The organism is Glycomyces lechevalierae (assembly GCF_027622945.1).
Classification (GTDB): domain Bacteria; phylum Actinomycetota; class Actinomycetes; order Mycobacteriales; family Micromonosporaceae; genus Glycomyces; species Glycomyces rutgersensis.
Window position 1 is genome coordinate 149803 of the sequence record NZ_JAPZVQ010000009.1, and the last position, 12457, is coordinate 162259.

At 71.0% G+C, this 12457-nt stretch carries 12 protein-coding genes; 7 read left to right on the plus strand and 5 right to left on the minus strand.

Features of this window, described 5'->3' with window-relative positions; all coding sequences use genetic code 11:
• Positions 1–44: 44 nt before the first annotated feature.
• A complete protein-coding gene (locus O2L01_RS15720) occupies positions 45–653 on the minus strand; it encodes a TetR/AcrR family transcriptional regulator (RefSeq protein WP_270122912.1) in 609 nt (202 codons plus the stop codon).
• 99 nt (positions 654–752) lie between these two features.
• Here O2L01_RS15720 and O2L01_RS15725 point away from each other — a divergent pair, with 99 nt between their 5' ends.
• Positions 753–1913 (plus strand): FAD-dependent monooxygenase, encoded by a 1161-nt coding sequence (locus O2L01_RS15725; protein WP_270122913.1) that lies wholly within the window; start codon positions 753–755, stop codon positions 1911–1913.
• 48 nt (positions 1914–1961) lie between these two features.
• Positions 1962–2492 (plus strand): COG4315 family predicted lipoprotein, encoded by a 531-nt coding sequence (locus O2L01_RS15730; RefSeq protein ID WP_270122914.1) that lies wholly within the window; start codon positions 1962–1964, stop codon positions 2490–2492.
• Here the strand turns inward: O2L01_RS15730 and O2L01_RS15735 are convergent.
• Positions 2489–3181: a response regulator gene (locus O2L01_RS15735; protein ID WP_270122915.1), complete on the minus strand. Its 693-nt coding sequence runs from the start codon at positions 3179–3181 to the stop codon at positions 2489–2491. The two genes, O2L01_RS15730 and O2L01_RS15735, sit on opposite strands and share 4 nt — an antisense overlap.
• Complete coding sequence (locus O2L01_RS15740; RefSeq protein ID WP_270122916.1) at positions 3178–4860, minus strand: sensor histidine kinase; 1683 nt, start codon at positions 4858–4860, stop codon at positions 3178–3180. Before O2L01_RS15740 ends, O2L01_RS15735 begins: the two co-directional genes overlap by 4 nt.
• A 100-nt stretch (positions 4861–4960) precedes the next feature.
• Here O2L01_RS15740 and O2L01_RS15745 point away from each other — a divergent pair, with 100 nt between their 5' ends.
• The 3 genes from O2L01_RS15745 to O2L01_RS15755 are packed head-to-tail and all read left to right on the plus strand — an operon-like array spanning position 4961 to position 7994.
• Positions 4961–5956, plus strand: coding sequence for a Bug family tripartite tricarboxylate transporter substrate binding protein (locus O2L01_RS15745; protein ID WP_270122917.1), 996 nt, complete (start codon positions 4961–4963; stop codon positions 5954–5956).
• Positions 5953–6477 carry a tripartite tricarboxylate transporter TctB family protein gene (locus O2L01_RS15750; protein WP_270122918.1) on the plus strand — a complete coding sequence of 175 codons (525 nt, stop codon included), beginning with the start codon at positions 5953–5955 and terminating at the stop codon, positions 6475–6477. Before O2L01_RS15745 ends, O2L01_RS15750 begins: the two co-directional genes overlap by 4 nt.
• An 8-nt stretch (positions 6478–6485) precedes the next feature.
• Positions 6486–7994, plus strand: a complete 1509-nt coding sequence (locus tag O2L01_RS15755) for a tripartite tricarboxylate transporter permease (protein WP_270122919.1) — start codon at positions 6486–6488, stop codon at positions 7992–7994.
• 55 nt (positions 7995–8049) lie between these two features.
• Here O2L01_RS15755 and O2L01_RS15760 read toward each other — a convergent pair whose 3' ends face one another.
• Entirely contained in the window at positions 8050–9201 is a 1152-nt protein-coding gene (locus tag O2L01_RS15760) for a DUF418 domain-containing protein (protein WP_270122920.1), read from the minus strand.
• A 111-nt stretch (positions 9202–9312) separates the two neighbouring features.
• The gene (locus tag O2L01_RS15765) at positions 9313–10065 is read right to left on the minus strand and encodes a DUF2306 domain-containing protein (protein WP_270122921.1); all 753 of its coding nucleotides are present in this window, start codon (positions 10063–10065) and stop codon (positions 9313–9315) included.
• Between the two features lie 142 nt (positions 10066–10207).
• Between O2L01_RS15765 and O2L01_RS15770 the strand changes: the two genes are divergently transcribed.
• Complete coding sequence (locus O2L01_RS15770; protein ID WP_270122922.1) at positions 10208–10894, plus strand: TetR/AcrR family transcriptional regulator; 687 nt, start codon at positions 10208–10210, stop codon at positions 10892–10894.
• Positions 10895–10964: 70 nt separating this feature from the next.
• Positions 10965–11576, plus strand: a complete 612-nt coding sequence (locus O2L01_RS15775; protein ID WP_270122923.1) for a cysteine hydrolase family protein — start codon at positions 10965–10967, stop codon at positions 11574–11576.
• Positions 11577–12457 lie beyond the last annotated feature (881 nt).

Consider the following 12457-nt stretch of genomic DNA (forward strand, 5'->3'; position numbering starts at 1 on the left):
GCCACCGATTCCGCCTGGGGCGGATCCGCTGTGAGCAGCGCGGGTCAGTCGCGCGGCCCGGCGAGCCCGGAATGCAGCAGGTCGGTGAGGGTGTCGATCACGGCGTCGTCGTCGAACTCGCGCCCGCGCGCGGAGTTGACCGCGTAGCCGAGCATCGCGAGCATCGCGCCGATCGCGGCGGCGACCAGCTCAGGGTCGCCGGGGAGCGCCTTGCCCTGCTCGGCGCTGTACTCCAGGTGCTGTTTGAGGATGCCGGTCTCGCCGACGAGGTCGTTCCAGGCGCGGCCGCTGCCCGGCTCGGCCGCGATCATGGCCTGGAACAGCGCGGAGACGACCGGGGCGTGCTCGCGGAACACGGTCCAGGAGACCGCCAGGTGCTGTCGCAGTTGGGCGCGGTCGGTGAGGTCGTGCTCCCGGGGATGGACGGCGGTGTCGACGAGTTCGTCCGCGCGGTCCTCCATGCCCTGCAGGAGCGCTTGCAGCAGTTCGTCTTTGCTCGTGAAGTGCTCGTAGAAGGACCCGGTCGCGCGGCCGGCCTCCTTGGTGATGTCGGTGATCTTGGTGTTGAGGTAGCCGCGCTCGGCGAACAGGCGCCGGGCCGCGTCGAGCAGCGCGGTCCTGGTCTCGGCCGCTTTCGCCTTGCGCACGCCCATGCGGGGAGCCCTTCCTGATAGGGGGTTGACAGGAGGCCAGTATACCGAACATACTTTCACCGAACTTAGATTCAGTGAACATACATTCAGGGAGTTTCCATGCGAGTGATCGTTGTGGGCGGAGGCGTCGCCGGAGCCGCGGCCGCGCTGGCGCTGCGGCGGGTCGGCGCCGAGGTCGTGGTCTACGAGGCCTACGCGGACCCGGCGGGTGACGTGGGGTCGTTCGTGAGCCTGGCCGCGAACGGACTGCGCGGCCTCGAACTGCTCGGCTGCCTCGCGGCCGTGCAGGAAGCGGGCATCGACGTGCCTCGGCAGCGCATGTGGTCGGCCGGCGGGATGCTGCTCGGCGACGTGGCGCGGGGGCGGCGCGAGGCGGACGGGTTGCATTCGGTCACGCTCATGCGCGGGCGCCTGGTCGAGGCCCTGCGCGGCGCCGCGATCGCGGCCGGGGCCGAGTTCCGGCTCGGGGAGCGGGTGACCGGCGCTGAAGGCGCCTCGGTCGAGTTCGCGAACGGATCGCGGGACCGCGGGGACCTGGTGGTGGCCGCCGACGGGATCTGGTCGGTGCTGCGCGGCGTGGTCGACGCGGCGGCGCCGCGGCCCGAGTACGCCGGGCTGTACACGGTTTCCGGTGTGGCCGAAGGGGTCGCGGTGGAGCCGGGGGTGTTCAACATGACCTTCGGGCGCGGCGGCGCGTTCATCCATGTGGCCGGTGAGCAGGGGGAGGTGTGGTGGGCGGCCCAGATCAACGACCCGGTCGAACCCCGACGCGACGGCGTCAGCGATGCGGAGCGGCTGCGGCGGACGGCCGCGGTGTACCGGGGCGAGGCCGAGACGTCGCGGGTGATCGCCGGGACGGTGCGGCTGCACCGCCCGGTCGTGCACCATGTGCTCGACGAAGTGCGGACCTGGCACCGCGGCCGCATCGTGCTGGTCGGGGACGCGGCGCATCCGGTCGGCGCGGGGCAGGGCGCGTCGATGGCGATCGAGGACGCGATCGCGCTGGCCGAGGCGGTGCGGGGATCGTCGGATGTGGAGGCGGCGCTGGAGGCGTATGCGGCGCAGCGCAAGCCGAGGATCAGCAAGCTGCTGGGCGCGGCCGAGGACAACCGCGGCGCGAAGCGGGCGGGTCCGGCGAAACGGCGGGTGCAGGCGCTGATGATGCGGATCTTCATCCCGCTGGTGTACGAGAAGGCCACGGGCTGGCTCTACGACTACCGCCCCGTCCTCGGGTCCGAGGCGCGGACGCCCGGAGCCTGAACCGCGGAAATCCCCCGGGCCCGGCGCCGCGCTGCTTAGGCTCCACGCATGACGAGATGGATACGACACCAGCGCGCGTGCGCGGTCGCGGCGGCCGCGTTCGCCCTGCTCGCGGCGGCCGCTTGCGGGGACTCCGACGGCGGCGGCACGCCGTACGGCGGCGACTCGACCACGGGGGCTTCAGCATCGCCGTCCGAGACGGCCACGGCCGAGACGGCGGCGGCGCTCGCGGTCGCGAACGACGACGACCACGGCGAGTTCCTGGTCGACGGCGACGGCCTCACGCTGTACCTGTTCACCTCGGACTCGCCGGACACGACGACCTGCTACGACGCGTGCGAGCGCACGTGGCCGCCGCTGCTCACCGACACGGCCGACGTCACGGCCGGGACCGGGATCGACGCCTCGCTCATCGGCACGATCGAGCGCAAGGACGGCACCACGCAGGTCACGTACAACCACTGGCCGCTGTACTACTACGCCGACGACGAAGGGCCGGGCGAGACGGACGGCCAAGGCGTGCAGGACGTCTGGTTCCTGGTCTCGCCCGCGGGCGACGCGAACAAGACGGATTCCTAGTGTGTCGCCGGGCCGTCCGGCCGGCGCCAGCGGTAGCGGCGCTCCGGGCGGCCCCGCCCCGCGTACTTCAAGGCGACCTCGGCGCGGCCGGTCTCGGCCAGCTGCTCGAGGTAGCGGCGGGCGCTCACACGGGAGACGCCGATCCGCTCGGCGCATTCGGCCGCGGAGAGGGTCTCGCGGGTCTCGCGCAGCGCGGTCTCCACGAGCTTCGCCGTCTCGGTGCTGAACCCCTTGGGCAGCAACGCGATCGGTCCCGTAGCGGGCCGGTCGAAGGCCCGGTCGACGTCGGCCTGGTCGCGCACGGCCGCCGCCGCGAGCCCGGCCCGGCGGTTCGCGTACTGCTCCAGCCGCTCGGCGAAGTCGTCGTAGCCGAAGGGCTTGAGCAGGTAGGAGACGACGCCGAGCCGCACGGCCGCGCGCACCGCCTCGGCCTCGCGGGCCGCCGAGATCACCATGACGTCGCATTCGTGGCCTTCGGCGCGCATCCGCGGCAGCAGGTCGAGCCCGAACACGTCCGGCAGGTACAGGTCGAGGAGCACCAGGTCGGGCTGGTGCTCGGCGAGCGCCGCGAGGGTCTCCTCACCGGAGCGGGCCGTGCCGACCACTCGGAATCCGGGAGTGCGTTCGACGAAGCCGCGGTGGATGTTGACCAGCCGGAAGTCGTCGTCGACGACCAGCACATCGATCATGTCGGTTCCTTCTCCGGGCGGGTGGCGGCGAACGGCGGGGCGGCTTCGCGGAGGAGCGGCAGGACGGCGGTGAAGCGGGCGCCCCGCTCGGTGTGCTCCAGGGCCACGGAGCCGCCGTGATGCTCGCACACGAGCCTGGTCAGCGCAAGTCCGATGCCGTGCTCGCCGGCCGCGGCCTTCGTCGTGTAGCCGTGCTCGAAGACCTCCCCGGCGGTCTCCGGCGGGACGCCCGGGCCGGAGTCGTGGACCGTGATCCGAACGGCCCCATCCGCTTCGACGATCTGCACCGCGACCCAAGCATCGGTGTCGCTGCGGCGCGGCAGCGGCGCGTCGCGCACGAGTCCGGCCGCCGCCTCGACCGCGTTGTCGACGAGGTTGCCGAGGACGGTGCCGACGTCGGCGGAGTCCTCGGGCGCGAGCGGCCCGAGCGCGCTCCCGTCGACCATGTCGAGCCGCACCCGCCGCTCGGAGGCCTGCGCGGACTTCGCCATGAGCAGGGCCGCGATCGCCTTGTCCCGGATCGGCTCGCCGATCGAGAGGTCCAGGGACTGGCGGTGCCGGTTGAGCGCGTCGATGTACCGCACGACCTCGTCCTGCTCGCCGATCTGGATGAGCCCGGAGATCGTGTGCAGCTTGTTGTCGAACTCGTGCGCCTGCGCCCGGAGGGCTTCGGCGGTGGAGCGGAACGAGCCGAGGTCGCGTTCGAGCTGCGCGAGCTCGGTGCGGTCGCGGAACGTGGCCACCGCGCCGAGCGGGCGGCCGTCCTTCTCGACGGGCATCCGGTTCACGACCAGCACCCGGTTCCCTTGCAGCACCACCTGGTCCGAGCCTTCGGCCGCGCCCGTGAGCACGTCGCGCAGCCGGGCGGTCAGGTCGAGCTCCCCGAGGGTGCGGCCCTCCGCGTCCTGCGGCAGGTCGAGCAGCCGCCGCGCCACGTCGTTCACCAGCGTCACCCGCTGCTGGTCGTCCAGGGCGACCACGCCCTCCGCGATCCCGTAGAGCATCGCCTCGCGGTGCTCGGCCAGCCCCGCGATCTCGCGCGGTTCCATCCCGAACGTCTGCCGCTTGATCCGCCGCGCCAGCAGCCACGACCCCGCGACCCCGACCGCCGACGCGATGCCGAGGTACAGCAGCAGGTCAGGGCTGTCCCCGGCGAGCATCGCGGCCGCCGACGGCACCTCCTGGCCGACGACCGCGACGCCGAGGAGGTCGTAGGTCTCGGCGCTGATCACGGGCGCCTGCGCGACGAGCTCGGTGAGCCCGCCCAGCTCGATCTCGCCCCGCCAGCCGCGGCCGTCCAGCACGCCCGGTCCGAGCGGCAGGTCACTGCCGATGAGCAGCGGGTTCGTGGACGCGACGACTTCGCCGTCCGCGTCCACGATCGTCACCGAGGACACCTGCCAGCGCTGTTGGCTCGACTGGATCTCAGGCGCGAGGGTCTGCGCCGGGACGGGCTCCGGGAGCCGCTCGCGCACCAGGTCGGAGGCGGCGAGGCTCTCCGCGAGCTGCGTGACGCGTCGGCCCTGCTCGACGTTGAACACCGCCGCGGACTGCGCGAGCGAGAGCCCGGCGACGGCGGCGAGCACCAGGAGGATCACCGTCAGCTGGAAGGCGAGCAGCTGACCGGCGAGGGTCGGACGGCGCGGGAAGCGCGGGCGGCGCAGTTTGGGCCTGAACACAATGAACTCAATGATCGTTACGGACACAAGGCTGACGTCGGGGCCGCGTCAGGGTGACCATCGTCTCTCACACCACCCTCGAAATGAAAGAGCAACGACGATGAAATTTCCCCGGAGGGCCCTCCTCAGCGCCGCGGCGGCCGTCCCCCTCGCTGCCACGGCCACGGCCTGCGGTCTCACCGCAGAAGACGGCGGCGACGGCGGACCGCTCACCGGTCTGCGCATCATGGTGCCCAACAGTCCCGGCGGCGGCTACGACACGACCGCCCGCTCCATCGCCCGCATCATGGAGGACGAGTCGATCGCGAAGGCGATCGAGGTGTTCAACCTCGAAGGCGCCGGCGGCACGGTCGGCCTGCAGCGGGTCGTGAGCGAAGAGGCCAACGGCAAGCTCGCGATGCAGATGGGCCTGGGCGTCGTGGGCGCCTCCTACACGCAGAACTCCGAGGCGAAGCTGACCGGGACGACCCCGCTGGCGAAGCTCGTCGAGGAGTCCGGCGCGATCGTCGTCCCGGCGGCCTCCCCGTTCCAGACCATCGACGACCTCGTCACGGCCTGGGCCGCGGACCTCAAGGGCGTCACCGTCGGCGGCGGCTCCTCCCCCGGCGGCCCCGACCACCTGCTGCCGATGCAGCTCGCGAAGGCCGTGGGCATCGACCCGACCCAGGTCAACTACGTCTCGTACGACGGCGGCGGGGAGCTCCTGCCCGCGCTGCTGGGCGAGAAGATCGGGTTCGGCGCGAGCGGCGTGGGCGAGTTCATCGACCAGATCGAGGCCGGTCAGCTCCGGGTCCTCGCGGTGTCCGGCGCCGAGCGCGTCGACGTCGTCCCGGACGCGCCCACGTTCGGTGAGTCCGGCATCGACCTGGAGTTCACGAACTGGCGCGGCTGGGTGGCCCCGCCCGGGATCGAGGACGCCGACCGGCAGGCCTGGATCGACGCGCTCACCGCCATGCACGACTCCGCGGCCTGGCAGGACGAGCTCGAGAAGCAGGGCTGGACCGACGCGTTCATCACCGGCGACGAGTTCGGGGACTTCCTCGCCGAGCAGGACGCGACGGTGGCCGCGACCCTCCAGGAACTGGGCCTGGCATGACGGTCGAAAGCGAAGCGGCCGTCGAGGAGACCGAGGCGCCCGAGCCGAAGCGCGACCTCGCGCAGCTCTGGGTGTGCGGGTTCCTCGCGGTCCTCGGCATCCTGGTGATCGTCGACGCCTCCCGCCTCGGCGGGTTCTCCGCGTCGAACGACCCGATCGGCCCCAAGCCGGTGCCGATCCTCCTCGGCGTGCTCCTGTTCGCCGTCGCCGCGCTCTACGCGCTCGACGTGCTCCGCGGGGGGCACGGCGAGGACGAGGGCAAGCACGCCGGCGACCACTACGACTGGAAGACCATCGGCCTGCTGTGCGCGGTGTTCATCGCGAACGCGCTGCTCATCGACTGGCTGGGCTGGGTCATCTCCGGTTCGCTGCTGTTCTGGGGCGCGGCGATCGTGCTCGGCTCGCGCCGGTACTTCCTGGCGCTGGCCGCCGGGGTCGTGCTCGGCCTGGCCACGTTCTACGGGTTCGCGATCGGCCTGGGCCTCGGCCTGCCGGCGGGCATCCTCCAAGGCATCCTCTAGGAGCGGGCATGGACAATCTCAATTCGCTCCTCGACGGCTTCGCGGCGATCCTGACGCCGGGGAACCTGCTCATCGCCCTCATCGGCGTCACCATCGGCACGGCCGTGGGCATGCTGCCGGGCCTGGGCACGGCGATGGCGATCGCGCTGCTGCTGCCGATCACGTACGGCATGGAGCCGACGCAGGCGTTCATCATGTTCGGCGGGATCTTCTACGGCGGCATGTACGGCGGGTCGACAACGGCGATCCTGCTGAACACGCCGGGCCAGTCCTCGTCGGTGGTCACGGTCCTCGAGGGCTTCAAGATGGCGAAGAACGGCCGGGGCGGGCAGGCCCTCGCGACCGCCGCCATCGGCTCGTTCGTGGCCGGGACGATCGCGACGATCGCGCTCGTGTTCGTCACTCCGATCACCGTGGACTTCGCGATCGGCCTCGGCGCGCCCGAGTACTTCGCGATCATGATGCTCGCGCTGGTCGCGACGGCCTCGGTGCTCGGCTCCTCGCGCATCCGCGGGTTCGCGTCGCTCCTGGTCGGCCTCGTCATCGGGACCATCGGGATCGACGCGGTCACGGGCCAGCAGCGCCTCACGTACGGCGTGCCGGAGCTCGCGAACGGCATCGATATCGTCGTGGTCGCGGTGGGCGCGTTCGCGGTCGGCGAGGCGCTGTGGACGGCGGCCCGCCGCAAGAACGGCGGGGACGAGATCATCCCGGTCGGCCGGGTGTGGATGGGCAAGAGCGACTGGCGTCGCTCGTGGGGCCCGTGGCTGCGCGGTTCCGCGCTGGGCTTCCCGTTCGGGGCGGTCCCGGCGGGCGGCGCCGAGGTGCCCACGTTCCTGTCCTATGTGACCGAACGCCGTCTTTCGAAGCACAAGAAGGAGTTCGGGAACGGCGCGATCGAGGGCGTCGCGGGGCCGGAGGCGGCGAACAACGCCTCGGCGGCCGGGACGCTCGTGCCGATGCTCGCGCTCGGCCTGCCGTGCAACGCGACGGCGGCGGTCATGCTGGCGGCGTTCCAGACGTACGGCATCCAGCCGGGCCCGCTCCTGTTCGAGAAGGAGTCGGCGCTGGTGTGGACGCTCATCGCGGGTCTGTTCGTGGGCAACGCGATGCTGCTGGTGCTGAACATGCCGCTGATCCCGATGTGGGTGAAGCTGCTGCGCATCCCGAAGCCGTACCTGTTCGCGGGGATCCTGTTCTTCGCGTCGATGGGCGCTTATGCCACCAGTGGGCAGGCGTTCGAGCTGTACATCCTGATCGTGCTGGGCCTCATCGGCCTCGCCATGCGGCGCTTCGGGATCCCGATGCTGCCGATGATCGTGGGCGTGATCCTCGGGCCCATGGCCGAACGGCAGGCGCGCATGTCGCTGCAGCTCTCGGGCGGCGACCTGTCGGGGCTGATCGGCGGCCCGGTGTCGTGGACGGTGTACGCGATCGTGGCCGTGATCGCGCTGTGGCCGCTGGTGTCCCTGGTCCGCCGCCGCGCCACGCGGGAGAAGGAGCCCGTCGCGGCTTAGTTGCAAGAGGGGGAGGTGCGGGCCGGGGGCTTCCGGCCCGCACCTTGTCGCGTCCCTAGCGGAGAACGGCTTTCTGCAGCATCTCGGCGGGGCCGGTCGTGAAGCGGCGCAGCCACAGGCTCGATCCGACGAGCAGGACGGCGCTGATCCCGATCCACAGCGAGACGACCAGCCACGGGCTGGAGTCAAACCGCGCGGCGAGGCCGAGGCCCCAGCCGTAGCAGAGCGCCGAGGCCAGCAGGTTCTGGAGGATGTAGCCGCTGAGGGCCGTGCGGCCGAGGCTTTGGAAGGCGGACATGACGATCCCGCGCCGAGCGTGCTCGACGACGAGGCCGACCAGGCCGATGTAACCGAGCATGACCACGGGCGCGGCCACGTACCGTTCGAGGAAGAACAGCTCTTCGGGGCCGACCATCAGCGCGAGGTTCAGCGGCAGGCCGATCCCCAGGCCCCACCCGAGGAGGCGGCGGCGGATCCGGCTTCCGGCCGCGTCGTCGCCGAAGGCGCCGGAGCGGAACAGTCGGACGCCCAGCATGAACAGGAACACCAGGAGCGGGAAGGTGACGACCGGTTCGATGCGGAAGGCGAGGGCGTTGTCGAGCCGGAACTGCACCTGCTCCAACCAGGAGCCGGAGGCGTAGAGCGCTTCGATCTCGGGGTCCGGCTGCGGGTCGACGCCGGGGCCGGCGAACATCGCGGTCGTCATGAGCCCGATGATCGTCAGGTGCAGGCCCAGTGCGGTCCACATGACGGCGTGCTGGGCGCGCTGCGAGCGCCGGAGCATCCAGGCCACGACGATCGCCGTCACGGCGTACCCCATGAGCACGTCCCAGGCGAAGATCAGTACGAAGTGGACGGTGCCTTCGGCGAAGAGGAACAGTGCCCGGAGGTGGTAGCGGCCGGGCCAGCGGCGTCCTCGCTTTTCGGCCGAGCGGTACTGGATCGCCAGGCCGACGCCGAAGAGGACGGTGAGCATCGACAGGAACTTGCCGTTGGTGAGCATCTCGAAGACCGCGCCGAGGACGCTGCCGTCGTTGGAGGCGGAGCCGACGAGCGGTTCGGCCTCGCCGTGCGCGGAGGCGAAGATCCAGATGTTGGTGCCGAGCGTGCCGAGGATCGCGACGCCGCGGAGCACGTCGAGCAGCGGGAGCCGGGCCTTCGGTGCGGTGGCGGCGGCGGTCTCGACCGCCGCGGTAGTGGTCTGCATGTACTCAGGTTCGCGCGCCGCCGGGCCGAAAGAATCCTTCCGCGGCATGGACTTTCGCCTCGGAGAGGGGCGACCGGGGGTGCAGGGCCGGCCGCCCCGAAAGTGGCAGGCTCAAGCGCCGACTGCGACTTTGGTGGCAGACCCGGTCCGCCTGCCGCGCTGCGGTTTCCGGTCGAGCCACCATTGGGCGATCATGAGGTTGACGATCCAGCTCGCCCAGATCGAGGCGAACGCCGCGTCCATGGTGAGGGCGTCCATGTCGCCGCCGTAGGCGCTGTCGAGGAACGGCATGAACGCGACCATGAAGACCACCAGCCACAACCGGTTCATGATGATCGACGTGCAGAGCGCGAAGCTGCGGACCATCCAGCGGCGGTGCTCCTGGTACCGGCGGCGCCGCGCGGCGACGAGCCCCGCGAAGGTGGTGGCGAACCACAGCAGCGACAGAAGCAGGTTGCCGGTCATGGCACCGGGACTGGCGATCGTGGACATGAGGGTGACGACGACGGCGAAGATCCCGGAGGGGACGACGCCGGCGAACACGTAGATCCGGCCGCTGACGCGGTGGACCTTCGGGTGGTGCTGCCGGAGCCAGGGCCACACCTGCATCGAGCAGGTGATGATCGCGATGGAACCGAACAGGATGTGCGCGGAGAGCATCAGGTAGTGGAGCTCCGGGTCGTCCTCCCGCAGCACGATCAGCGAGTCGCCGGTGTCGAAGGTGAGATAGCTCGGGAGGCGGGCCGCGACGAAGAGGCCCACGATGACGAAGAGCGGCACGATCCACGGGCGGCGGTACCACTTCGGCTTCGCCTGCGCGGGCGGGGTTTCGGGGGTCGGGGCGAGGAGGGTGGACTCGGCCATGGGGTCTCCGATCACGTGGTCCGATCGATGCGTATGAGATACGCTAAATAGCGTACCTCATACGCAAGACTCACGGGTGCCACCGGCGCCCGACCGCGACGTAGGCTGCGGGGCACGGGACGCGAGCGGAAGGAACGCACCAGTGGGGAAAGCCGACTACGACCTGCTCTGGGGCGAGGCGACCCGCACCGGACGCGGACGGCCCGCCGGGCTCAGCCGCGAGCGCATCGTCGCCGAGGCCGTCGCCATCGCCGATGCCGAAGGCCTGCAGAAGGTCTCGATGAAGCACCTCGCCGAACGGCTCGGCAGCGGCGTCATGTCCCTCTACCGCCACGTGCCCGGGAAGGACGAGCTCGTGGTCCTCATGTACGACTCCCTCATGGCCGGGCCCATGCCCCTCCCCGAGGCCGGCGATTGGCGGGAGATCCTGCGCCGCTGGGGACTCGGCGTGCGCGACCTCTTCAACGCCCACCCGTGGGCGCTGACCGTGGCGACCTCCGAGCGGCCGATGGGTCCGGGCGAGGCCGGGTGGGTCGACGACGTGATCGGGAGGCTCACCGCCGTCGGCATGCCCGCCGAACTGGGCCTCATCGCCGTGCTCACCGTCGACTGCTTCGCGCTCGGCGCCGTGCGGCCCGAGATCAACAGCGGCTCAGGGGAGACCGACTTCTTCCAGTTCCTCGCCGACCCGGTCATCAGCGCCCGCTACCCCAACCTCGCGCGCCTCGCCGAGCCCGGGACCGCCGACGCCGACATGGGCGGCTACTTCGAGTTCGGGCTCGAACGGGTCCTCGACGGGCTCGAACGCCACATCGAGACGCACCGCTGACCGCACTGTGCGCGACGGCACCACCCGCCACAGTGCACCCGGGGCATGCCGCGTGATGAACTTGGGCGGCATGACCGTTCAACGCGCCCTGGTCGTCATCGACGTCCAGAACGAGTACTTCACCGGGAACCTCCCGATCGCCTACCCGCCCCGGGACGCGAGCCTCGCCAACATCAACGCCGCCATCGCCGCGGCCCGCGCCGCCGGGATCCCGGTGATCGCCGTGCAGCACTCCTCGCCCGAGACCTCGCCGCTCTTCGCGCGCGGCACGCACGCCTGGGAGCTCCACCCCGAGCTCGGCGCGCACGACCACCTCGTGGAGAAGGCCAAGGCCTCGTCCTTCCACGGCACCAACCTGAACGACCTGCTCGCCGGCGTCGACACCGTGGCGATCGCCGGGTACATGACCCAGAACTGCGACGAATCCACCGCGCGAGACGCCTTCCACCTCGGCTACGCCGTCGAATTCCTCGCCGACGCCACCGGGACCGTGCCGCTCGCCAACGCCGCCGGAGCCATGAGCGCCGAGGACGTGCACCACGGGGTCCTCACCGTCATGCAGTCGAACTTCGCCCAGGTGGTTTCAACCTCCGACTGGATCGAAGCCGTCGAGAAGGGCGAGCGGTTCGACCGCCCGAGCATCTGGGCCAGCACCGCCGTCGCCCGCGAGTCCCAGGTGTGATGCCCGGGGACGTTGTTCTCGTGGGTTAGGCGCTTGGCCTGACCGGCGAAGGCCTCCGGTTGTGAAGTGGAACTGCGACGGCGAGGTGGGAGACTGCCTGGGCTTGGGTCCGCATGGTCGGGGTCCGTATCGGGTGGGGCTTCAACCGGGCAACGATGGCGCGGTGAGTGCCCCTCCCAGGGTGCGCGGCTGGAGCCGACCCGGAGTCGCGCGAGGTTCGGGCGGGCGGCAAGGGCGCGGCGGGGATGGCCCCCACCGTGCGCGGCTGGAGCCGGGCCCGAGCGGGCTCGGGCCGGGTCCGCGGGGTCGGTGCCGCGATCGAGCGGGCAACGCCAAAGGTTCGCAGGTGCGGCTTGCACAGCCCATGGTCGAGCGTCGTCATGTCCTGCCGCCTCCTTCCTCAGCGTCGCTCTCGATCTCGCATCGGGCGCCTGGCGCCTTGCCCGGGAAGCCTTGCCGCTTCCCGGCCTGCACTCGCACCAGCCCGGGCACACTGCCGTCCCGTGTCTGCCGCTGCGGCAACCGATCCAGTCCTCCTGGCGCGCCGCATCAGCCCCCGGGCACACTCCTGCCCCTGCTGTGCGATTGCCGTCTTGAAGGCCTTCGCCTCCCGAGCGCACGGTGACGCCCAGACGGTGTACTGCTCCCCGCACGCACCAAGTCGATGCGAGTGCGCGGAGGTGCTGCATTGCCTGGCATGGCAGCGATGGGGAGACCAGGTCCTCTATTGCCTGGTCGGCATCACCGTTCATGCTGGCGGTCTTACTCGCTGTGCCTCGTTCCGGACACTGCCTCCGGTCGAGGTGATCCCGACCGGCGATCTCCCACCCAGCACCACCCCGTGAAAGGAGCGGTGGACCGCTGTGGATCCCGATAGCACC